20 protein-coding genes are annotated in these 21,048 nt (G+C 69.8%); 6 read left to right on the top strand and 14 right to left on the bottom strand.

The window, feature by feature from the left end; all coding sequences use genetic code 11:
- Positions 1-46: 46 nt before the first annotated feature.
- Positions 47-484: a YdeI/OmpD-associated family protein gene (locus OG965_RS32190; RefSeq protein ID WP_371655564.1), complete on the bottom strand. Its 438-nt coding sequence runs from the start codon at positions 482-484 to the stop codon at positions 47-49.
- 64 nt (positions 485-548) lie between these two features.
- Positions 549-797, bottom strand: a complete 249-nt coding sequence (locus OG965_RS32185; RefSeq protein ID WP_371655563.1) for a lipopolysaccharide assembly protein LapA domain-containing protein — start codon at positions 795-797, stop codon at positions 549-551.
- Positions 798-1,002: 205 nt separating this feature from the next.
- Here OG965_RS32185 and OG965_RS32180 point away from each other — a divergent pair, with 205 nt between their 5' ends.
- Positions 1,003-1,743 carry a GntR family transcriptional regulator gene (locus tag OG965_RS32180; protein ID WP_371655562.1) on the top strand — a complete coding sequence of 247 codons (741 nt, stop codon included), beginning with the start codon at positions 1,003-1,005 and terminating at the stop codon, positions 1,741-1,743.
- A gap of 32 nt (positions 1,744-1,775) precedes the next feature.
- Complete coding sequence (locus OG965_RS32175) at positions 1,776-2,867, top strand: adenosine deaminase (protein ID WP_371655561.1); 1,092 nt, start codon at positions 1,776-1,778, stop codon at positions 2,865-2,867.
- A gap of 30 nt (positions 2,868-2,897) precedes the next feature.
- Here the strand turns inward: OG965_RS32175 and OG965_RS32170 are convergent, their stop codons facing one another.
- The 4 genes from OG965_RS32170 to OG965_RS32155 are packed head-to-tail and all read right to left on the bottom strand — an operon-like array spanning position 2,898 to position 8,030.
- Positions 2,898-3,845, bottom strand: coding sequence for an LD-carboxypeptidase (locus OG965_RS32170; protein ID WP_371655560.1), 948 nt, complete (start codon positions 3,843-3,845; stop codon positions 2,898-2,900).
- Complete coding sequence (locus OG965_RS32165; RefSeq protein WP_371655559.1) at positions 3,842-5,863, bottom strand: prolyl oligopeptidase family serine peptidase; 2,022 nt, start codon at positions 5,861-5,863, stop codon at positions 3,842-3,844. The genes OG965_RS32170 and OG965_RS32165 overlap by 4 nt, the downstream gene beginning before the upstream one ends.
- A 15-nt stretch (positions 5,864-5,878) precedes the next feature.
- Positions 5,879-7,204, bottom strand: coding sequence for a M20/M25/M40 family metallo-hydrolase (locus tag OG965_RS32160; RefSeq protein ID WP_371655558.1), 1,326 nt, complete (start codon positions 7,202-7,204; stop codon positions 5,879-5,881).
- Positions 7,197-8,030 (bottom strand): M55 family metallopeptidase, encoded by an 834-nt coding sequence (locus tag OG965_RS32155; protein ID WP_371655557.1) that lies wholly within the window; start codon positions 8,028-8,030, stop codon positions 7,197-7,199. The genes OG965_RS32160 and OG965_RS32155 overlap by 8 nt, the downstream gene beginning before the upstream one ends.
- 179 nt (positions 8,031-8,209) lie before the next feature.
- Here OG965_RS32155 and OG965_RS32150 point away from each other — a divergent pair, with 179 nt between their 5' ends.
- The gene (locus OG965_RS32150) at positions 8,210-9,061 is read left to right on the top strand and encodes a lytic polysaccharide monooxygenase (RefSeq protein ID WP_371655556.1); all 852 of its coding nucleotides are present in this window, start codon (positions 8,210-8,212) and stop codon (positions 9,059-9,061) included.
- Positions 9,062-9,074: 13 nt separating this feature from the next.
- On the opposite strand, the gene OG965_RS32145 is transcribed toward OG965_RS32150, so the two are convergent.
- From OG965_RS32145 to OG965_RS32130, 4 genes are all read right to left on the bottom strand, one after another.
- On the bottom strand, positions 9,075-9,800 hold the full coding sequence (locus OG965_RS32145) for a class I SAM-dependent methyltransferase (protein WP_371655555.1): 726 nt from the start codon (positions 9,798-9,800) through the stop codon (positions 9,075-9,077).
- A 105-nt stretch (positions 9,801-9,905) separates the two neighbouring features.
- A complete protein-coding gene (locus tag OG965_RS32140; RefSeq protein WP_371655554.1) occupies positions 9,906-12,347 on the bottom strand; it encodes a SpoIIE family protein phosphatase in 2,442 nt (813 codons plus the stop codon).
- Positions 12,348-12,481: 134 nt separating this feature from the next.
- Entirely contained in the window at positions 12,482-14,950 is a 2,469-nt protein-coding gene (locus OG965_RS32135) for an MFS transporter (protein ID WP_371655553.1), read from the bottom strand.
- Between the two features lie 289 nt (positions 14,951-15,239).
- The gene (locus OG965_RS32130) at positions 15,240-15,683 is read right to left on the bottom strand and encodes an SRPBCC family protein (RefSeq protein WP_371655552.1); all 444 of its coding nucleotides are present in this window, start codon (positions 15,681-15,683) and stop codon (positions 15,240-15,242) included.
- Positions 15,684-15,848: 165 nt separating this feature from the next.
- Here OG965_RS32130 and OG965_RS32125 point away from each other — a divergent pair, with 165 nt between their 5' ends.
- Positions 15,849-16,004 carry a hypothetical protein gene (locus OG965_RS32125; protein WP_371655551.1) on the top strand — a complete coding sequence of 52 codons (156 nt, stop codon included), beginning with the start codon at positions 15,849-15,851 and terminating at the stop codon, positions 16,002-16,004.
- Between the two features lie 246 nt (positions 16,005-16,250).
- Here the strand turns inward: OG965_RS32125 and OG965_RS32120 are convergent, their stop codons facing one another.
- Positions 16,251-16,457 carry a DUF397 domain-containing protein gene (locus OG965_RS32120; RefSeq protein WP_371655550.1) on the bottom strand — a complete coding sequence of 69 codons (207 nt, stop codon included), beginning with the start codon at positions 16,455-16,457 and terminating at the stop codon, positions 16,251-16,253.
- 15 nt (positions 16,458-16,472) lie between these two features.
- Positions 16,473-17,291, bottom strand: a complete 819-nt coding sequence (locus OG965_RS32115; RefSeq protein WP_371655549.1) for a helix-turn-helix transcriptional regulator — start codon at positions 17,289-17,291, stop codon at positions 16,473-16,475.
- A 416-nt stretch (positions 17,292-17,707) separates the two neighbouring features.
- Between OG965_RS32115 and OG965_RS32110 the strand changes: the two genes are divergently transcribed.
- Positions 17,708-18,073, top strand: coding sequence for a hypothetical protein (locus tag OG965_RS32110; RefSeq protein ID WP_371655548.1), 366 nt, complete (start codon positions 17,708-17,710; stop codon positions 18,071-18,073).
- Positions 18,070-18,654 (top strand): ATP-binding protein, encoded by a 585-nt coding sequence (locus tag OG965_RS32105; protein ID WP_371655547.1) that lies wholly within the window; start codon positions 18,070-18,072, stop codon positions 18,652-18,654. The genes OG965_RS32110 and OG965_RS32105 overlap by 4 nt, the downstream gene beginning before the upstream one ends.
- A gap of 171 nt (positions 18,655-18,825) precedes the next feature.
- Here OG965_RS32105 and OG965_RS32100 read toward each other — a convergent pair whose 3' ends face one another.
- Together OG965_RS32100 and OG965_RS32095 are read right to left on the bottom strand one after the other, a co-directional pair.
- Complete coding sequence (locus OG965_RS32100; RefSeq protein ID WP_371655546.1) at positions 18,826-20,241, bottom strand: deoxyguanosinetriphosphate triphosphohydrolase family protein; 1,416 nt, start codon at positions 20,239-20,241, stop codon at positions 18,826-18,828.
- Between the two features lie 422 nt (positions 20,242-20,663).
- Positions 20,664-20,975: a hypothetical protein gene (locus OG965_RS32095; protein WP_371655545.1), complete on the bottom strand. Its 312-nt coding sequence runs from the start codon at positions 20,973-20,975 to the stop codon at positions 20,664-20,666.
- Positions 20,976-21,048: the final 73 nt, after the last annotated feature.

The raw sequence follows: 21,048 nt of genomic DNA, 5'->3' as shown, positions 1-21,048 counted from the left end.
GGAACTGCGCGAGCAACCCACCACTCGCCCGCAGACAAACCCCGGGCTACTTCCCCCGCAGCGACTCGACCAGCTTGTCGATGCGCCGCTGCCGCGTCTCGGGGCTCTTGGCGCTCTCGATCTCCCCCACCTGCTTGCGCTTGAGGCTGAAGGCCATCCGCTCGTACGCCCCGCGCAGCGCGGGGTCCGCGTCGAGCACGGCCGCGACGTCGTCCGGCGCCTCCACCACGCGCGGCTCCTCGTCGAGCTGGAGGTCGACCTCGATCTCCTCGCCCAGGTCGACCCCGCTCGCCTCGCGGTTGGCCGCGCTGATGCCGATGAGGATCTGGCCGCGCATGGCGGCGACCCTGGTGCGCCAGGAGTGGCCGTTGATCTCGACGACCACGGGGGGCCGCTTGCCCTGCCCGAGCTCGTCGACGACCTTCTGCGGCACCTCGACGCCCAGCGCGTTCCCGGACGGGATGACCGTGGCCTTGAACTTCATGCTCGCACTCCTCGTCCGTACCGTGTGCCGTCTCAACCCGCCACGATATACCGGGAGTTGTCGATCATTTGCCCCGCCGGCGGATGAAGTAGCCGCCGCAGATCACCCCGACCACGAACACCGCGAGCAGCGCCAGATAGAGCGGCATGGAGACCTCGGGGATCAACAGCCGGATCTTGACCTGGCGGGTGTTCTCGAAGATGAAGATCAGGGCGAGGACCGCGATCGTGACGACCGCGATCCGTGACGGTGTGAGGGCGCCCCCGACTCCCGTGCCGCCCTTCGTCCCGCCCGACGCGTCCTTGGGGCTCATGACCCGGCCCTTTCTGGGGGTGGTGCTGGGTGCCTGCCTTCGAGGAGTGGTGACACCCCTTCCGTACAGGATGGACGGGTCCCGTACGGGAAGCGGCCTGGAAGCGGGCCGTACGGGTGAGCCGGGCACCCGGGTCCGGCCCTGAGGCCGCCGCTCGCCCGAGCCCGCCTTGTCAGACAAGTGGCGGCCGGGCCATGCTTGCGCCATGGCAGTCAGCGGACAGCAGCGCAGGCCGGTCGTCGCCCTGTACGAGCGGATCGCCGACGCGATCCACGACGGCACCTATCCGCCGGGCTCCACCCTGCCCTCGGAGCCCAGGCTCGCGGGCGAGCTGGGGGTGGGCCGCCCGGCGCTGCGCGAGGCGCTGCTGCTCCTCCAGGAGGACGGGCTGCTCTCGGTGCGCCGGGGCGTGGGGCGGACCGTCAACGACCACCCGCCCAGGCGCGGCTTCGAGCAGCTCCAGCCGCTGGAGGAGCTGCTCGGCACGGGCGGCCCGGTGCGGGTGCGGGCCCTGCTGCGCAGCGTCGAGGAGCCGACCGACTTCACCACCCAGCATCTGCTCCCCGCCGCCGGTGCGGAGCTGCGGTTCTGGGAGACGGTGCTGGTCGGCGAGGCGCTGGCGGTGGCGCTCTGCCATGAGTGGGCCGCTCCCCAGGACGTGCTCGAACGGCTGCACCCGGCGTTCGCCGCCGCCCTGGCCGACGAGCCCGCGCGCTCGATGCTCGCGGTGCTTGCGGACGCCTCCCGGGGCGTGCCGCTGACCGCGCACAGCGGGGTCACGGCGACCCTGCTCGGACGCCGCCGCGGCGAGCAGCTGGACCGCCCCGCGGACACCCCCGCCGTACTGATCACGCAGGTCGTACGGGTGGAGGGCACCCCCGTCCTGGCCGCCAAGCACATGCTGCCGACCGGCTCCCCGGCGCTGCCCGTACTGCAGAGCTCCTAGCCCGAGCGGCCGAGGCTGTACACTCCCCGGTCATGCACTTGTCTGACAACCCTGCCGCCCAGCCCGTCGCCGACTGGATACGCCGCGCGCCCAAGGCCGTCCTCCACGACCACCTCGACGGTGGTCTGCGCCCCGCCACGATCATCGAGCTGGCCCGCGCGTGCGGCTACGAGAGCCTGCCGACCGAGGACCCGGCGGCGCTCGCGGTCTGGTTCCGCGACGCGGCCGACTCCGGCTCCCTTGAGCGCTATCTGGAGACCTTCGCCCACACCTGCGCGGTGATGCAGACCCGCGAGGCGCTGGAGCGGATCGCGGCGGAGTGCGCCGAGGACCTGGCGGCGGACGGGGTCGTCTACGCGGAGGTGCGGTACGCGCCCGAGCAGCACCTGGAGCGCGGGCTCACCCTCGACGAGGTCGTCGACGCGGTGAACGCCGGCTTCCGGGAGGGCGAGCGCCGCACCGGCGGCCGGATCACCGTCCGCGCCCTGCTCACCGGGATGCGCCACACCGACCGCTCCCTGGAGATCGCCGAGCTGACCGTGGCCCACCGCGACCGCGGGGTGGCCGGCTTCGACATCGCGGGCGGCGAGATCGGCAACCCGCCGGCCCGCCACCTCCCCGCCTTCCAGCACCTGAAGCGGTCGAACTGCCACTTCACCATCCACGCGGGCGAGGCCGTCGGCGCGGAGTCGATCCACGAGGCCGTGCAGATCTGCGGCGCCGAGCGCGTCGGCCACGGCGTGCGGATCACCGACGACATCACGGTGCACGAGGACGGCACGGCCGACCTCGGCCACCTCGCCTCCTACCTGCGCGACAACCGCATCGCGCTGGAGGTCTGCCCGACCTCCAACCTCCAGACGGGCGCGGCCAAGGACTACGCCTCGCACCCGATCGACCTGCTGCGCCGCCTCAGCTTCCGGGTCACCCTGAACACCGACAACCGGCTGGTCTCCGGCACCACCATGAGCGAGGAGTTCCAGCACATGGTGGACGCCTTCGGCTACGGGCCCGAGGTGTTCGAGCAGTTCACCGTCGCCGCCGTGGAGGCCGCGTTCCTGCCGCTGCCGGAGCGCCGCCGCATCATCGACGAGCTGATCCGCCCGGGCTACGCCGCCCTCTAGCGGACGGCGTACGCCTCCATGGCGTACGGGCTACACCAGCGCGGGCACCTCCAGCGTGAGCGTGCCCGCGTCGGCGTCGAGCACCGCGGGCACCCCGAGCGGCATGGTCAGCGAGGGGGTGCAGTGGCCGAAGCCGAACTGCTCGACCACCGGCACCCCGAGCGGGGCGAGCCGCTCGTACAGCACGGCCCGCACCTTCTCGTACGGCCCGCACTCCTCCCAGGAGCCGAGCGCCACCCCGGCGACCCCGTCCAGCCATCCCGAGCGCAGCAGCTGGGTGAGGATGCGGTCGATCTGGTAGTCCTCCTCGCCGACGTCCTCGATCAGCAGCAGTCCGCCGCGCGCCGACGTCCTGGCCCGCGGGGTGGCGAGGTCGGCGCCGAGCAGGGCGAGGCAGCCGCCCACCGTGACCCCGCGGGCCCGGCCTGGCACCATCGGGCGCGCGCCCGCCGGGCCGAGGGTGCGGGCCGCCTCGGGCTCGAAGAGCGTGGTGCGCAGGGAGCGCTGGGTCGGGTCGTCCTTGAGGAATGTCGCGGCCGACACCATCGGCCCGTACAGAGTGGAGAGCCCCATCCGTACCGCGAACGCCTCGTGCAGCGCGGTCACGTCGCTGTAGCCGACGAACACCTTGGGCCCGGCGGCGCGCATCGCGCTCCAGTCGAGCAGGTCCACCATGCGCTGTGCGCCGTATCCGCCGCGTGCGCAGAGCACCGCGTCGACGGACGGGTCGCACCACGCCTCCTGGAGGTCGCGCGCCCGGCCCTCGTCGCTGCCCGCGAGATAGCGGAACTCCGGGTGCCGGTCGCGGACATGGGGCATCACGACCGGTTCGAGGTCCCAGCCGCGCAGGATGTCCAGGCCCGCGTCGAGCCGCTCCCCCACCACCGGCCCGCTGGTGGCGACCACCGCCACCCGGGCGCCGGGCCGCAGCCGGGCGGGCCGGGTGAGCGGCGCGGTGGCGTGGTGCGTCGAGGTCACTTCTTCAGCTCCAGGAGGGGGACGTCGGGCCGGTCGATGCCGAACGTCTGGGCGTACAGGGAGAGTTCGGCCTCCAGGGCGCGGACCATGGTGTCCGCCCGGCGGAAGCCGTGTCCCTCGCCCTCGAAGGCGATGTACGCGTGCGGTATGCCGCGGCCCGCCGTTCTGGCCAGGAACCGTTCGCACTGTACGGGTCGGCAGATCACGTCGTCGAGTCCCTGGAGCAGCAGGAACGGCACGGTGATCCGCTCCGCGTGGGTGATCGGCGAGCGCTCCGCGTACCGGCCGGGGAGGTCGGCGAGGGGCCCGATGAGGGACTCCATGTACTGCGACTCGAAGTCGTGCGTGCCGTCGTCCGACGACCAGTCGGTGAGGTCGAGGACCGGGTAGATCACGGTGCCGCAGGCGTAGACGTCGGTGGTGGCGAGCGAGGCCGCCGAGGTCCAGCCGCCCGCGCTGCCGCCCCGGATCGCGAGCCGCCGGGGGTCGGCGGTGCCCTCGTCGGCGAGCGCCCGGGCCACGGCCGCGCAGTCCTCGACGTCGACGACGCCCCACTGCTCGCGCAGCCGGTCGCGGTACTCCCGTCCGTACCCCGTCGAGCCGCCGTAGTTGACCTCGGCCACGCCGATGCCGCGCGAGGTGAAGTAGGCGATCTCCAGGTCGAGGACGAGCGGGACCTGGCTGGTCGGGCCGCCGTGCGCCCAGATCACGTACGGCGGGAGCTCGTCGGTGGGCGCCACCCGGCCGGGGTGGTGCGGCGGATAGACCAGGGCGTGGATGTCGCGGCCGCCCGGACCGGTGAAGGTGCGGATCTGCGGTTCCGGGTAGTACGCGGGGTCCACCGGGTCGTCGTGGGCGCGCCCGACGACGCGGGTGCGGCCCGAGCGGGTGTCCAGCTCGACCACCTCGGGCGCCGTGCGCGGGCTCGCGGCGACGCCGACGACCCTGCTGCCGTGCACCGCGAGCGTGCAGTGCCAGGCGGTCCAGGGCCCGGCCGCGTCCACGACCTCGCCGCTCTCCGGGTCGAGGATGCCGAGCGCGGTCGCGCCCCTGCCGTGGACCACGGCGATCAGACCGTTCTCCAGCGGGTGGAACCAGCGGCGGCCGAGCTGCCAGAGCGGCCCGCCGAACTCCTCCTCGCGCGGGCACAGCGGCACCGCGGCGCCCTCGCGGTCCGCCGGGTGGGAGGAGGGCGAGACCCCGGGGGCGGGGGCGGCGCGGTAGAGGTTCCACCAGCCGGTGCGGTCGCAGGAGAAGAGCAGCCGGCCGTCGGGCGCCCACTCGACCTGGGCGACGGACTCGCCGGGCCCGCCCGCGACGGGCCGCGCCCCTTCGAAGGCCCCGTCGTCGCCGATCTCCGCGAGGATCAGCTCGGTGCCGTCCCACGGCATGTTCGGGTGGTCCCAGGCGAGGTAGGCCGCGCGGGCGCCGTCCGGGGAGAGCCGGGGGCCGGTGACGAAGCGGTGTCGCCCGTCGGAGAGCTCGCGCACCCGGCCGCGGTCCTCGGCCGCCGAGCCGTCCAGGGGCACGGCCGCCAGCACCCGGCGCACATCGGTGGGCGCGTCGCCGGTGAACTCCTCAAGGACGCACCAGACTTCGCCCCGCTCGGCCACGAGGACCGGGTCGGCCCAGCGCAGCCCCTCCCCCACCGCCGAGAGCGGAGTGAGCGGCCGAGGCTCGCCGGCGCCGTCCGGCTCGTACGCGTACAGGCGCTGGTCGGGGAAGTGGACGAAGACGACCAGCGGGCCCCCGGAGCCGCGCGGGACCGCGGCCCAGGGTTGGCCGCCGTACTCGATGACCCGGGTCCGTACGTTCCACGGCGCGGGCAGCAGCGACTGCGCGGCGCCGTCCGCCCGGCGCCGGACCAGTGCGCGGCGGCCGCCCTCGGTGGGGCGCGGCTCGGTCCACCACACCTCCTCGCCGACGACGCCGACGAAGTCGGGCGCCCCGTCGCGGCTGGCGGCGAGCTCGGCGTCGATGGGCGACGGCCAGGTTCCGTAAGGCCCGATGGGCATCATGTCTTCCAACTCCCCCTACGCGGAGCGCAGATAGTGATCGAGAACGCGCACGCCGAAGTGGAGCGCGTCCACCGGGACCCGTTCGTCGACGCCGTGGAACAGCGCCTGGTAGTCGAAGCCGGGCGGCAGCTTCAGCGGCGAGAAGCCGTAGCCGGTGATGCCGAGACGGGAGAAGTGCTTGGCGTCGGTGCCACCGGACATGCAGTACGGCACGACATGCCCCTCGGGGGCGAACTTCTCGACGGCGGCGCGCAGTTTGGCGTACGTCGGGGAGTCGACCGGGGACTGGAGGGCGACCTCCTTGTGGTGGAACTCCCAGTCGACGTCCGGGCCGGTCAGCCGGTCCAGCGTGTCGCGGAACTCGTCGTCGCCGCCCGGCAGGACCCGCCCGTCCACATACGCGGTGGCGTGCCCCGGAATCACATTGACCTTGTAACCGGCCTCCAGGATCGTCGGGTTGGAGCTGTTGCGCACGGTCGGCTCGACCAGGGCGGCGGCCGCGCCGAGCTTGCCGAGGAGCTCGTCCACATCGAAGCCGGGGGCCGCTGGGTCGGCCTCGATCCCGTACAGCGCGGCGAGTTCGGCCAGGGACGCCCGGACGGTCGGGGTGAGCCGGACCGGCCACCGGTGCTCCCCGATCCGGGCGATCGCCGCGGCCAGGCGGCTGACCGCGTTGGCCCGGTTCACCCTGGAGCCGTGGCCCGCCCGGCCGTGCGCGGTGAGCTTCAGCCAGCCGGTGCCGCGCTCGCCCGCCGCGATCGGGTAGAGCTCCATGCCACGGTCCGCGTGGAAGGTGAACGCGCCCGCTTCGCTGATGCCTTCGGTGCACCCCTCGAACAGGCCGGGGTGGTGGTCGGCGAGGAAGCCGGAGCCGTCGATCGCGCTGGCCTCCTCGTCGGCGGTGTACGCGATGACGATGTCCCGGCGGGGGCGAATGCCCGCCCGCGCCCAGGCCCGTACGACCGCGAGGACCATCGCGTCCATGTTCTTCATGTCCACGGCGCCGCGCCCCCACACCACGCCGTCGCGGACCTCCCCGGAGAAGGGGTGCACGCTCCAGTCGGCGGGCTCGGCGGGCACCACGTCGAGGTGACCGTGGACCAGGAGGGCGTCGGCGGAGGGGTCGGTGCCCTCGATGCGCGCCACCACGTTGGTGCGCCCCGGCGTCCGCTCCAGGAGGGTGGGTTCCAGACCGGTGTCGGCCAGCCGCTCCGCCACGTACTCGGCGGCGGGGCGCTCGCGGCAGTCCCCGCCGCCGCGGTTGGTGGTGTCGATCCCGATGAGCTCCGAGGTGAAGGCCACCACCTCGTCCAGCGCCCGCCCGTCGATGTGCTCAGCCATACTGCTCCTCCACCGCGGCCGAGACGATCGTGGTGACCGCCTTGAAGGTGCGGATGCCGTCGTACATGGTGTCGCTGGTGTAGGCGACGCGGCGCTCCCCGGTCCGCTCGGCGCCCGGGACCACCGTGGCCGCCATCGTCAGGTGCTCCGCGTCGAATTCGAGCTCGACGGTGAACGGCCCGCCCCGCACCGGGTCATGACGCACCGCCAGTCCTGCGGCCTCCTTGGCGGCGGCCCTGATGTCGGCGGCCGTGCGCGCGGGGGTGCGGCACACCGCCGCGTACCGCGAGACGTGGTCCTTGACCGCCACCTTCCGCGCCCCTGGTGCATATCCCTCGGCGTCCGCGCAGGTCAGGTCATCGCCGGTGACCAGGACCACCGGCACCCCGTACTCCGCGACCACGTGCGCGTTGAGCAAACCCTCGCTCGCCCTGGCCCCGTTCAGCCAGACGCCCGTGATGGAGTTGGCGAGATAGGTGTGCGCCAGCACTCCTTCCGTGCCCGCGCCCGTGTGGTAACCGACGAACGCGATCCCGTCCACGTCACCGTGCTGCACGCCCTCGACCATGGACAGCGACTTGTGCCGGCCGGTGAGCATCTCCACACGCTCGTCCAGTCGCTCCAGCAGCAGATTGCGCATGGACCAGTGCGCCTCGTTGATGAGGACGTCATCGGCGCCGCCGTCGAAGAAGCCCAGCGCCGCCGCGTTCACATCGGACGTGAACAGGGCGCGGCAGCGCTCCCACTGCGGGGTGCCCGGCAGCACATCGGCGGGCCAGGTGACACCGGTCGCGCCCTCCATGTCGGCGCTGATGAGGATCTTCATGCCACGAAACCGTACGCGTCGCGGAACGCCCTCACCAGCCCTGTGGATAACCCCGGGCGCGTGTCCTGGCGCGCCTCCCGCCGCCGGTCCGCGGTCGAGCCAATTGGTGCAGACCTCTTGCGTGTTGGTCCAGACCAATGCCAACCTCTGGTCCGAACCAGCTGAGAAGGAGCCCCCACATGTCCGTACGACGCACAGCAGCCTCGCTCGGTGTTCTCGGTGTGGCGTCCGCGTCACTGCTCTCCGTCGCCGGCTCGCCCGCCGCCGCGCACGGCGCCGTGTTCAACCCGGTCAGCCGGGTCGCCGCCTGTTACGCGGAAGGCCCCGAGACCCCCAAGTCGCAAGTGTGCAAGGACCTGGTCGCCGACTCCGGCACCCAGCCGCTCTACGACTGGAACGAGGTCAACATCGCCAATGCCGACGGGCACCATCAACAGCTCGTCCCGGACGGCAAGTTGTGCTCGGCCAACCGTGAGAAGTACCGCGCGCTGGACTGGGCCCGCACCGACTGGCCGGCCACCGGCGTCTCGGCCGGATCCTTCGGGTTCAAGTTCCGGGTGACGGCCCCGCATTCGGGGACCATGACGCTCTACATCACCAAGGAGGGCTTCGATCCGACGAAGCCGCTGAAGTGGTCCGACCTGGATCCCCAGCCGGTCGTCACCTACGCCACGGCGAGGACCTCCACCGAGGGCTACTACAACTTCACCGGGAACCTGCCCGCGCGCACCGGCCGCCACATCATCTACAAGGTCTGGCAGCGCAACGACAGCCCCGAGGCGTTCTACAGCTGCTCGGACGTCGTGTACGGCAAGGCCGCCCAGGCGGCCGCGCAGCCCTCCGCGCCCAGCAAGCAGAGCATCGAGGCGGGGGCGTCCAAGTCCACCGTCAGCCACCAGGGGCACGGCGGCGGCACACCGTCGAAGGACTCGTTCGCCCTCGGCGCGGCGGCGCAGCCCGTCGCGGCGGTCTCCATGGCGGGCGTCCTGGCCGGCGGTGTGCTTCTGCTGCGCCGGCGCAAGGACTCCTGACCGCCCGCCGGGCTCACTCGGCGCGCCCCACCACCCACCACTTGGAGGGCAGCGCGATCCGGGTGCCGTCCGGCCGGTACTCGGTCGTGGTCAGCGGCAGTTCGCCGCGGGCCACGACCGTGAGACCGGCCGCGCCGAGCAGGGCGGGCACAGCCGCGTCGGCCACCTCGCCCGGGGTGAGGCCGTGGGCGAAGACGGGGCGGAGCTTCGGCGGCGCCCCGGCGGGGTCCTGGGCGAGGCCCATCAGGACCGGCTTGGCCGCCTCCGCGAGCTCCACCAGGAACGCCCGGCCCTGCGTCCCCACCAGCGTGGCGACGGCGTCGGCCAGGGGCCGGCGGTCGGCCGGTTCGCACTGGTGGAGCACCCCGCGCACATACACATTGGCGTCGCCGAGGCGCGCGTGCAGCTTCTGGACGGCCTTCTCGTCGGTCGCGTCCAGCTGGTCGAACCGGACCCGGCCGTCCGGGTCCTGGCTTCTGGCCCGTTCCACCGCGGCGGGCGAGAGGTCGACGCCGACGACGGTGTCGTAACGGTCGGCGAGGAAGCGGGCCTGGGTGCCGTTGCCGCATCCCAAGTCGACCATGGGCAGGGCCAGATCGGCCAGATGGGGTTCGAAGAGCGCCAGGTGGGGGCCCGCCGTCAGGGCCGGTTCGGCGTCCCAGAACACCGCGCCCGTCTCGTCGGGCGCCTCGTTCCAGAACCCTTCCCAGGCGTCCTTGTACCGACTCGTCACGCTCATGACCGACTCCCCAGGCTGGCACGCACAGTGTCAAGATCGGTCTATCGCTCCGGGGGCACGCCGACAAGCTCCCGGCGCAATCATTCACCACCCGTTCGAGCCGGTTCAGCGCCTCGTGCGCCCCCTGCGCGGCAGCGACACCTCGAACCACACGGTCTTGCCCTCGCCCGTACGGCTGGTCCCCCACTCGCGGGCCAGCCGGCTCACCACCCGCAGTCCGCGCCCGGCCTCGTCGAGCGGTCCGGCGTGCAGCAGCATCGGAAGCGTGTGGTCGTCGTCGACGACCTCGCAGCGCAGTGATTCGGCCCGCACCATCCGCAGCCGGACCTGGTGGCTGTGCGCATGCCGTACGGCATTGGTGACGACCTCGCTGACCAGCAGCTCCACGGTCTCCGCCACGTCATCGAGGCCCCATTCGCGCAGTCGGCCGACGACCAGGCGACGGGCCCGGGCCACCTCGCGCGCGTCTATGGCGAGCGGCCACTCGGCGACGTCCTCGCGCGCGATGCCGTTGAGCCGGGCCATCAGGAGGGCGACGTCGTCCTTTCGGCCGCCCCGGGTGTTGAGGGCGCGGATGATGGTGTCGCAGGCGTCGTCCATGGAGGCGGCCGGGTGCGCGGCCGACTCGCAGAGCGTCGCCAGCCCCACGCCGATGTCCTCGCCCCGCATCTCGACCAGGCCGTCGGTGCACATCACCAGCCGGTCGCCCGGCTCGACGCGTACGCGCGCGGTCTCGAACGGCACCCCGCCGACGCCGATGGGCGCCCCGGTCGGCAGGTCGAGCAGTTCGCTGCGGCCGTCGGCGGCGCGGACCAGGACCGGGGGCACATGGCCCGCGTTGGCCATCAGGAGCTCGCCCTCGATGGGGTCGTAGACCGCGTACAGACAGGTCGCCAGATAGTGCTCGCCGAGGCGCTGGGCCAGGTCGTCCAGATTGCGCAGGAGTTGGGCGGGCGGCAGGTCGAGGGCCGCCATGGTCTGTACGGCGGTGCGCAACTGGCCCATCATCGCGGCCGAGTTGAGGCCGTGCCCCATGACGTCCCCGACCACGAGGGCGATCCGGGAGCCGGGCAGCTTGATGGAGTCGAACCAGTCGCCGCCGACCCGGCCGAGCAGGGTGCCGGGCAGATAGCGCGTCGCCGTGTCGCAGCCGGTCATCTGCGGGGTGACCTGCGGCAGCATCGAGTCCTGGAGCATCTCCGCGACGCTCTCCTGGTACGTGTACATCCGGGCGTTGTCGAGCACGAGCCCGGCGCGGGCGGCGAGTTCGGCGCCGGTCACCCGGTCCATGTCGTTGAACTCGGCCCGCTCCGCGTGGCGCAGCAGGATCATGAAGCCGAGCACCACATTGCGTGCCTTGAGGGGAACCACCAGCATCGACCGGCCGTTGATCAGAGGCCGGATGTCGCGCTTTTCGAACTGCGAGGCGATGGCGGTGCCCATCTGCTCGCTGATGCGCGGGACGAGCACGGGCTCGCCGGAGGTCATGCACTGGAAGAAGGGGGTGTGCGCGGGGAACGGCATGGACTCGCCGACCGGTACGACGTCGTCCCACCGCCCGGGTGCGTCGACGTGCTCGACGGCGACCCGGTGCCACATCGTGGTCTCGTCCGGCGGCCCGTCCGGGAACCCCTCACCGGCGATGACCTGTTCACGCAGATAGGTGCCCGCGACATCGGTGAAGCGCGGCACCACGGCGGCGCTCACCTCGTGGATCGTCCGGGACAGATCGAGGGAGGAACCGATTCGGCCACTGACCTCGTTGAGGAACTCCAGCCGCTCGCGCACGGCGGCGTATTCGAGGTCCTGCTCGAACTCGGGAGCGGGCGCCAGGCCCGCGGCGGTCGGTATCTGCTCGCCGCCCTGGGCGGCCCTGCGCTCGGCCCGGCGGGGCACACCCCAGTCGGGCGTCACGGGCACCCGGTCGTGCTGGCTGAACTCCAGGACGGGATAGCCGAGTTCGAGCACCTGGGAGACGATCCGGGAGCTCTCGCCGACGCTCATGCTGGGCAGGATCTCGGGCAGCCGCCCGGCCAGCTCCTCGGCGCCCTGGAACTCGGTGTGCAGGGCGAAGCCGGGTGCTATCCGCTCCACGGCGCCGCGGCCCGGCCCCGGGTGCTCGGCGTGCAGCTGCCGCGCGTCCGCCGCCAGCACGAGGAGCCGCTCAGAACCCGGCCCGACCAGCGGATACGCCCACCAGAGCACATCGACGCGAGGCTTCCCGGGATCCGAGAGGGTGGCCCGCCCGGCCGTCGGGTACGAGGTCAGGCCGTTGAGCGAGGCGTCCAGGCCCGGGCCGAACGCGTCGTAGGCGTCCAGCTCCCGCAGGACGTCGCCGGGCCGGTCCTCGCGCAGTGCGCCGGAGACCGGCAGCAGATCGAGGGCGGACCGGCCGACCGCCTCCTCGCGGGCGGGTCCGAAGAGCCGGCGCGCACCGGTCGACCAGTGCGACACCAGCCCGTCGCCGTCCACGACGATCACGGCAAGCGGAATCCGTCCGGCCGCTGCGGACTGCCGCGGCAGCGTCGGCGGAGTGCCACTGTCCATGGGTGGAGGCTCCTTCCCCGCCGCAAGGTTCTGCGGCTGTGCCACCTACCGTACGGCCATGCGAAGGCCCCGCGCGGGGCAACGCCGGAATAGGGCGCGCGCCCGCGTGTACTGGGCAATTGGTTGAAGAATAGTCAGTCCTCGTGGCCCAGTTGGAGGTCGCGCTCGGTGCGTCCGCCGCCCGCTACCTGGAGCACCGTGGCCACCGGCGGATACCCGGCCGCGATCACCGTGTACTCGCCGGACGAGAGGTCGACGAAGCGGAAGGTTCCGTCGGGGCCGGTGGTGAGGGTGTCCACCACGTTCCCGGCGGCGTCGAGGAGCGTCACGCGCGCGTCCTCGACCGGCCGTCCGCCGCTGGCCCTGACCGTGCCGCGCAGCACCGCGCCGCCCGCGAGCTCGATGTCCTGCCGGGTCTCGCGCGAGGACTGGACGCTCACCGGGAGCGCGGCGGGCCGGAAGGCGGGCGCGCTCGCGGCCAGGGTGTACTCGCCGGCCACCAACTCGCTGATCACATAGGCTCCTTCGCGCCCGCTGCGGGTGGTGGCGACGACCTCGCCGCGTACGTCGGTGAGCGTGACGGCGGCGTCCCTGACCGGGGTGCCGTCGGCGGTGACCACCGACCCCGCCAGCCGTCCGGCGCCGCCGAGGACCACGTCGAGCTCGACCGGGCGCTCGCCCACGGTCACCGAGACGGCCTGCGGCTGATGTCCTCCGGCGGCCGCGATCAGGACGTAACTGCCGGCTCCCGGCACGCTCAGCGCGTACCGCCCGTCCTCGCCGCTGCCGCCGCGCCCGACCTGCTGCCCGCGCACGTCGACGAGGGTGAGCGCGGCGCGCGGCACGGTGGAACCGTCGCTGTGCTGGACCGTTCCGCAGACCGGAACTCCGCTCGAATACGGGGCGTTGGACGTACGGGCGTGGGGTACGGGTGGCGGTTCGACGGCGGGGGCGGTGGGGGCGTTCTGGGACACCAGCGGTTTCTCCTTGAGGAAGAAGGCGAGCAGGAGGCCGAGCACGAGCACCGGCACCAGATAGAGGAAGATCCGCGGCATCGCCTCGGCGTACGCGCGGATATAGCCGTCGCGCAGGGCGGGCGGCATGGCGTGGACCAGCTGCGGGGTGATCGACTCGGGGTCGGGGAGGCGGGCGCCCGCGGGGAACTGCTCGGTGAGGGAGTGGGCGAGGCGGTTGGTGAACAGGGTGCCGAAGACGGCGGCCCCCACGCTGCCGCCGATCTGCCGGAAGTAGTTGTTGGCGCTGGTGGCGGTGCCCAGGTCGGCGGGGTCGGCGGCGTTCTGCACGGCGAGGATGAGCACCGGCATCACCAGGCCGATGCCGATGCCCAGGACGGCCATCCAGACGCTGTAGTCGAGTCGGGGGGTGTCGGTCTTCAGCCGGGAGAGCAGCCACATGCCGACGGCCGAGGCGGCGCTGCCGAGCACCGGGTAGATCTTGTAGTGGCCGGTGCGGCTGATGAGCTGTCCGGAGATGATCGAGGCGGCGACGATGCCGCCCATCATGGGCAGGACGAGGAGCCCGGACTCGGTGGCGCTGGCGCCGTCCACCATCTGGAGGAAGGTCGGCAGATAGCTGGCCGCGCCGAAGAGCGCGACGCCGATGACCGCGCCGACCAGACCGGAGATGTTGAAGACCGAGTCGCGGAACAGCCGCAGCGGGATGACCGGTTCGCGCGCGTGGTTCTCGACCACGACGAAGAGCAGGGTCGTGCCGAGGGCTCCGGCGGCCAGCCCCAGGATGGTGCGCGAGCCCCAGGCGTACTCCGTACCGCCCCAACTGGTCAGCAGCACCAGGCAGGTCGAGGCGGCGACGAGGAGGAGCGAGCCGAGGACGTCCAGGCGCGGACGGGCGGCGGGCCGGGGCAGCTTGAGGACGACGGCGATGACGGCGAGGGCGACCAGGCCGAGGGGGACGTTGATGTAGAAGCACCAGCGCCATGAGGCGTGGTCGGTGAAGAACCCGCCGAGCAGGGGTCCGGCCACGGAGGCCAGACCGTAGACGGCGCCGATCAGGCCCATGAAGCGGCCGCGTTCGCGGGGCGGCACGATGTCCGCGATGATCGCCTGCACGCCGATCATGAGCCCGCCGCCGCCCACTCCCTGGATGGCGCGGAAGGCGATGAGCTCGTCCATGGACCGTGACCAGCCGGCCAGCGCCGAGCCGATCACGAAGACGACGATGGCGAACTGGAAGACGGGTTTGCGGCCGAAGAGGTCGCCGAGCTTGCCGTAGATGGGCAGCCCGATGGTGGAGGCCAGCAGATAGGCGGTGACCGCCCAGGAGACCTTGTCGAGGCCGTGCAGATCGCCGACGATCTTCGGCAGCGCGGTCGCCACGATCATCTGGTCGAGCGCGGCGAGCAGCATGGTGAGCATCAGGCCGAGGAAGACCAGCCGCACCCGGCGCGGGGTGAGCCCCGCGGGGACCTCGGACGGGCCGTCCACCGGCGCCGGGACCGGCGGTTCGTCGACGGGCACCGCGTCGGAGAACTCCGGGGCCGGCTCCGCCCCGACCCGCCTCCAACGCCGTTCCCCCGAAGGCCCGTTCTGCGCCGGGTCCTTCACCAGAGTGATCCCGCCCACGTCTGCTCCCCTCGTCGCGCCGCCTGATTCGCCTGCGCGGCGTACATACTGCGCATCGGGCGCTAATGGGGAGCAAGCGGAAGAGAAGTGGGGCGGGGGCGCACAACTCGCCCTGGAGGGGCGCGTGTCCACCGCCCCATCAGCGCGTTTCACACCGCCCGGGACGCGCGGGCGCACCACCGGGGCGCCGTGAAAACCACTCGAACCGGTGACTGTGGCCGGGAACGGGCAGGGGCTGTCCGTCGGCCCCGGCCTCCTTCCCGGCCGATCTCTAGACCTACTTCACGACCTACTTCTCGACCTCGGCGGCGAGCTTGTCGAGCACCGTGTCGTAGATGCGGTTGAGGCCCTTGGGGGCGAAGGTCTTCTCGAAGAAGCCGCCGATGCCGCCGGCGCCGTTCCACACCGTGGTGACGACGACCTTGGAACGGCCCTCTCCGGCCGGGGTGACGGTCCAGGTGGTGACCATGGACGAGTTGCGGTCCTTCTCGACGAGTTGGCCCTCGGTCGGCTCGGAGACCTCCAGCAGGCAGTCGCGCACGCGCTTGCTGGTGGCCTGGAGCTTCCAGTGGACGAGGGTGCCCTCGCCGTCGCCGCCCTCGCGCACCTGGTACTCGCTGAAGTGCTCGGACAGGAGCTTGGGGCGGCTGTCCTTGTAGTCGGCCACGGTGTCGAACACCGTTTCCGGGCTCGCCGCGATGATCCGCTCCGTGGTGGCCTCGACCTGCGCCATGGCTCTTCCTCCAGCATTCGTGACATCCGGGGGGTGCGCCCGGATTCGGGGTGGGCAAAGCCAATCACCTCCGGTGCGGGCCCCCAAATCGGGGGTTGCTGCGATCATGGGAACAGATGTTCTATTCTGGGGTCAGTGCTACGGAAGAGGCCCGAGGAGGCGTGCATGCGCTGGGACAATCTGGCCGAGAACGATCCACCGAGGCCGGGCGCGGGCGGCGCGGCCGCGCTGTTCGACGCGGACGCGGTGATCACCCGTACCTTCGACACGCCGAAGATTCACAAAGGCACCGCGTCTGACGCCCCCAGTCTATCCCTGTAGGCGGCCGCACGGCAGGGGGCAACGAGCCCCAAACCCCCAGCTCAGAGGACCTGTTGGCTGCCCAGCACACCCACGCCCGGGCCGCTCGGAACGCCCGGGGGCACCGCAGGGAAGTGCGGCCGATTTCGGCCAGATGATCTTCGGGCGTGGGAGCCTCCCACCCCGCCCCTCTGCCGGGGGCAGCAAGAAACCCCTCACTTCGTCGGAGGTGTGGGGCTCTTGGACACTGCGGCTTGATGCATCCGCCTACAGCTGGTTGAACTCGCCGTCACGCACGCCGTGCACGAACGCGGCGAACTCGCCCGTCGTGAATACCAGCGCGGGGCCAGTCGGGTTCTTGCTGTCACGCATGGCGACGGCCGCATTGAAGAACGCGACCTCCACGCACTGACCGTTCCCGCTGCTGTAGCTGCTTTTACGCCACTCGGCCTGGGTGAGGTCTATCTTGCTCATCCTTGCAACCTCCTCTCACTTGATGTCTCGAACCAGCTGGGCGATCAGGCTCGTTGAGCCCTCCGGGCTCAACGCCTGAGCGCGTAGGCGGTCAAAGATCTGTTCATATCGCCGGATGTCCTCCGGGGCTTCAAGGAAGAGATCACCGGCCATGCTGTCGATGTAGACGACCGGCGGATCCTCCGGGTCAGGGAAGTCCATCAGGACGAAGCTGCCAGGCATCCCCGGGTGTGCCCCCGCACCGAACGGGATGATCTGGAGCGTCACATACGGCTGCTCTGCCATCGCCAGTAGGTGGTTCAACTGGGCTCTTGCGACCTTGGGGCCGCCGACCATCCGCTGCAAGGTCGCCTCGTCCATGATCGCCCACAGCTCAAGTGAGCGTTCCTTCTCGAAGACGACCCGTCGTTCGATGCGCGCCTGTACCCGATGGTCGACCTCCTTCGTGGTGGCCGTGGGGAGCACACCCCGGATGACCGCTCGGGCGTAGTCCTCCGTCTGAAGCAGCCCAGGGATGAACAACGACTCGTAGTTGCGCACGCTCCGGGCCTCTGCCTCGAAGCTGATATACGCAGTGTATTCGTCAGGCAGATCGGCGTGATATGGCCGCAGCCAGCCCTGTTCGTCAGCCTGACGCGAAAGCGCCAAGATCTCCGACGCCTGGGGCTCAGCCACCCCGTACTCGCTGAGCAGAGCGATCAAGGTACGACGCTGCGGTCGGACGCGAGCCGTCTCGATGCGGTAGAGCGTCGCCGCGTTGATCCCCGTCCGCTCCGAGACATCTTCCCTGGTCAGGTCGTTCTCAACTCGCAGGCGGCGCAGCTCCGCTGCCAACCTGCGGAGGCGAACCGTCGGCGTCTGCCGCTTCGGGGGCACTCGCCTTGTCCCTTCATTTGCACAGCATGTCGGGGCGAGTCTGACCGACAATCGCCCATCCCAGCAAGCCAGATTGCAAATGCACGATATGCATCCGCACGGCTTGCATAGTCCCACCGGGCAGGAGCATGCTGTGCATACGCAAGACTGGCACGCTCTGCTCCCCCGAGCGGTGCGGAGTGCTGAGGACGAACTCCCTTTGAGCGACCGCGTCTTCGGCGCCTTCCGCCCTGCCTGGCAGCACGGAAGATCCACCCGTCTTCACCGTGCGTCAGCAGATCGCGCCGACCAGACGACCTTGCTCCGAGCTGGCGCGTGATGAGCCGACCACGCCCGGAGCCACGCTCTGAAACACGGGCAGGGAGGGCGAAAGCGTGAAGCCGATCTACGGCTACCTGCGGCTACTACCCGGACTCGACGCCACCACCGAGCGCCGTCTCATACACCAACTGGCCGACTTCGCCGGAGCCGAAGGCTTCACGCTCACCGAGGTCTTCGTCGAGCAGCGATGGCAACACCTCACCGCGCTCACCGCCTTGACCCAGCGCTGCCAGGCAGACGGCGTCAACAACATCGTCGTGCCGTCCCCCGAACACCTCAGCACCATGCCCGAGCTCTGCACCTTGGCGCAGCAGGATCTCCAAGGAGCCATCGGCGGCGTGGTGTGGATCGCTGGCAACACCACCACTCAGGAGTCACCGTGCTCGCTGACCATTCCCCAGGACGGCGGGCACCCATGACCGCCACCACTACCCAGCCGCGCTCCCTCTCCGTCGCCACCATCCACCTGGCCGCCGTCCTCACCGCCGTCCCCTGTGCCCGCATGTTCGTCCGGCACACCCTGGAGCGCTGGCGCCTCAAAAACATGGTCGCGGATGCCGAGTTGGTCGTGAGCGAACTCGCCACCAACTCCATTCGCGCCACCGGCATCACTGACCCAGAGCCCAAGTGGCAAGACATCAAGGCCCACCACGTCCTCGGCGTCCAGCTCAGAGTCACCAACAACAGCGCCTTCGTCGAAATCTGGGACAGGAGCACCATCTCCCCCCAACCCCAAGCCCAGACACTCGACGCCGAAGGCGGTCGCGGACTCTTCCTCGTCGAGACCCTCAGCAAGAAGTGGGGCGTCTTCCGTCCGCCGGCCGGTGGCAAGGTCGTCTGGGCTGAGCTCGCCCTCACCACGCCCGATAGTCCGCCCCACCACCACATCCCCCTCCCACGCAGAACCCCAGGAGCCTCCGACCCACCCGACGGACCAGAGAAAGAGATCGCCAGCGCCGCACTGATGCAGCGGATGTTGGATGGGCTGAGGGGGGTGTAGGGGCCGACCATGGTGATGCCCCCTGAAAATTCCCGTCAGCAAGTGTTCTTGATCGACGGGGATTTTCAGGGGGCGTTGCCATGCGACGGTCTAGTGTCTCGTGATGCCGTTGGCGTGAATTGGTCTCATGTACTGGCATGGGATCTGCCTGGAAGAGTCCTGCGAGTCACCTCAGAAGTACACGTTATACGTCGCAGGACTCGATCCGCTGAGTCGCCCGTACATCATCATTGCGTAATTGTCCGTCATTCCGGAAACATAGTCGGAGACGAGGCGTAGAATCTCGGCCTTTCCGGCCGCTTCGTCGCTCAGCCGAAGTAGCTTGATGATGCGATCACGGTCGACGGGCGGTATCACGCGCGACACTTGACCACCATCACCCTGGACAAGTTGAGCATAAGCTTTCGTCAGGAACTCCACGACGCGACCCTGCCCATACTCATATGTCGCCATCCTCGGGTTCTTCAGAACATAGAATTCCACCATATTCCTGAGCGTATCGTTGATTACACGCGCACTATTAGAGATTTCCAACTGAGCCTCATGTCGACCCGCGAGAGGGTTACGACAGAAAGAATTCTCGAACGAGTATTCAAAGACCCTTCTTCTCGACTCTCGTATAGCACTCTTTTGCTCCTCGCTACCTTCGTAGAGTCCCTGTATTTTTGCGAAGTCCGAGAACAACCCATGTTCGGCAAATATGGATTCAATGACCGCTTCATTTTCTGCTGCCCCAGGCGCGTCCGGAAGCTCTCGCGCCATGTCCTGTGCGAGCTTTGCCCGAGCCTCGCCGGACACGGCTAGACGAGCCAGCGGTATCACGCCCGCCCGGTACCAATCTTCCAGGTCGTGGCTCGCATATGTAACGTCATCGGCCCAGTCCATCACGTCAGCTTCGAAGCTCCTACTCTGCCTTCTACTGTGAGGAACGCCCTTTCGGACCCACTCGAATGCCCAGTCCTCTGTCGGGAAGCAGCTCCACTTGTTCGGCTTCGACATGCCGTTTCTGGTTTTGGTCCATGGATACTTCAGAGTTGCATCCAAGACCGCCCTAGTCAGGTGCAAACCAGGCTTATCAAGGGACCTTGAAAATGACCAAACTAGCTGCCGAAAAGTCTGCGCGTTTCCTTCAAATCCACCGAAGGAGTAGTAGTCGATACCCCAGTCCGACGCCACTTCCTTGAGCGCAGCGTCGAGGGCCCGTTCACCTCCATGACCGAATGGAGGATGGCCGAAATCATGGGCGTAGCCTGCAGCCTCACAAATCAGAGCGGCCTGCAAAGCATGATCCGCGTGATCCACATCGCCCTCCCGGCAGACCTTGAAAGCAATACTTCTAGCGATCCGCGAGACTTCGATGGTGTGCGTGAGGCGAGACCTAGCAAAGTCTGCCTGCCCCGGCGAGATTACTTGCGTCTTTCCTTGCAGCCGTCGAAAGCCTACTGTGTCGATGAGACGGTCACTGTCTCTAGCAAAGGGAGGACGGTGGTCCTCAAGATCATCAGCATCACCCCAGCTTTCCGGCAGACCCGAGACATCGCTTCTTCTGACTTGTAGTCGCAGCTTGTCATCGTCGCTGTAGGCCATGACGCACTCCGTCGACTCGGCAATAACAGGCATCGGTCTGAGGTGTGCTCTTCATCAATGGTGAATCCGCAGGCCGCTTCATGCCACTCGGAGTGGCGCTGTGGTCGGTGATCGTGTCACCGGGGCATGGAGGGAACGGATGTTGGCGGAGAATGCCCGGCCGAGCCGCGCCCGTGGTTGCGGTGATCTACCAGCCGCCGGCCATGCGACCTTGGTCGGTTCGACCTGGCGCACAGCCGCGGTGCGGGGTGGTGCCGTCGACCCTCCATCGAGCCGCGGCTGCCTTGGAACCGCCGATCAAGACCCCTGCCGACGGCCACGCTTGATCGCCAGAACCAACCCCACAGAAAGAAAAACACCCCGCCACCACAACGGGCAGCGGGGTGCTCTTCGTTGTGGTGCGGGGTTATGCCGACGCTAGGTCAGTGACGTCGGTTGTTGGGGGTAACGCCACGGCGCTTGAGGATGTCGGCGTACTCCTTATCGGCGGCCTCACCCATTTCGATGAGGGCGTTGATTGCGTTGGCGCAGTCAACGCCGTCAGAGCCACCCATCTCGCGACACCTGTCGGCCATGCTGCGGAGCTCGGTTCGTACCTCGCTGATGTCGCGCTGGGGGTGCCGACGCGGCACGGCCAGGTCCACCAGCTCTTCGGTAGTCAGACGGCCCGCAAAGAACTGATCCATCGTCGTCACAGGGCGCGGTTGGCGCAGAAACTTATCGAAGATGCTCATCTTGTTGCTCCCATTCAAACGGTCGCACCACACTGCCTTGTTGCAGTGAGGTGTTCTCGCCTGAATGAGGTGG

Source organism: Streptomyces sp. NBC_00224, assembly GCF_041435195.1.
Classification (GTDB): Bacteria; Actinomycetota; Actinomycetes; order Streptomycetales; family Streptomycetaceae; genus Streptomyces.
Note: the sequence above shows the minus strand (reverse complement) of the source record. Positions and strands in the feature narration are given on the sequence as shown.

Bases quoted from the DNA above. Each gene is read 5' to 3' on its own strand.
- OG965_RS32190 (WP_371655564.1), bottom strand. From the start codon at position 484: ATGAAGTTCAAGGCCACGGTCATCCCGTCCGGGAACGCGCTGGGCGTC.
- OG965_RS32185 (WP_371655563.1), bottom strand. From the start codon at position 797: ATGAGCCCCAAGGACGCGTCGGGCGGGACGAAGGGCGGCACGGGAGTC.
- OG965_RS32180 (WP_371655562.1), top strand. From the start codon at position 1,003: ATGGCAGTCAGCGGACAGCAGCGCAGGCCGGTCGTCGCCCTGTACGAG.
- OG965_RS32175 (WP_371655561.1), top strand. From the start codon at position 1,776: ATGCACTTGTCTGACAACCCTGCCGCCCAGCCCGTCGCCGACTGGATA.
- OG965_RS32165 (WP_371655559.1), bottom strand. From the start codon at position 5,863: ATGATGCCCATCGGGCCTTACGGAACCTGGCCGTCGCCCATCGACGCC.
- OG965_RS32160 (WP_371655558.1), bottom strand. From the start codon at position 7,204: ATGGCTGAGCACATCGACGGGCGGGCGCTGGACGAGGTGGTGGCCTTC.
- OG965_RS32155 (WP_371655557.1), bottom strand. From the start codon at position 8,030: ATGAAGATCCTCATCAGCGCCGACATGGAGGGCGCGACCGGTGTCACC.
- OG965_RS32150 (WP_371655556.1), top strand. From the start codon at position 8,210: ATGTCCGTACGACGCACAGCAGCCTCGCTCGGTGTTCTCGGTGTGGCG.
- OG965_RS32145 (WP_371655555.1), bottom strand. From the start codon at position 9,800: ATGAGCGTGACGAGTCGGTACAAGGACGCCTGGGAAGGGTTCTGGAAC.
- OG965_RS32140 (WP_371655554.1), bottom strand. From the start codon at position 12,347: ATGGACAGTGGCACTCCGCCGACGCTGCCGCGGCAGTCCGCAGCGGCC.
- OG965_RS32130 (WP_371655552.1), bottom strand. From the start codon at position 15,683: ATGGCGCAGGTCGAGGCCACCACGGAGCGGATCATCGCGGCGAGCCCG.
- OG965_RS32125 (WP_371655551.1), top strand. From the start codon at position 15,849: ATGCGCTGGGACAATCTGGCCGAGAACGATCCACCGAGGCCGGGCGCG.
- OG965_RS32120 (WP_371655550.1), bottom strand. From the start codon at position 16,457: ATGAGCAAGATAGACCTCACCCAGGCCGAGTGGCGTAAAAGCAGCTAC.
- OG965_RS32105 (WP_371655547.1), top strand. From the start codon at position 18,070: ATGACCGCCACCACTACCCAGCCGCGCTCCCTCTCCGTCGCCACCATC.
- OG965_RS32100 (WP_371655546.1), bottom strand. From the start codon at position 20,241: ATGGCCTACAGCGACGATGACAAGCTGCGACTACAAGTCAGAAGAAGC.
- OG965_RS32095 (WP_371655545.1), bottom strand. From the start codon at position 20,975: ATGAGCATCTTCGATAAGTTTCTGCGCCAACCGCGCCCTGTGACGACG.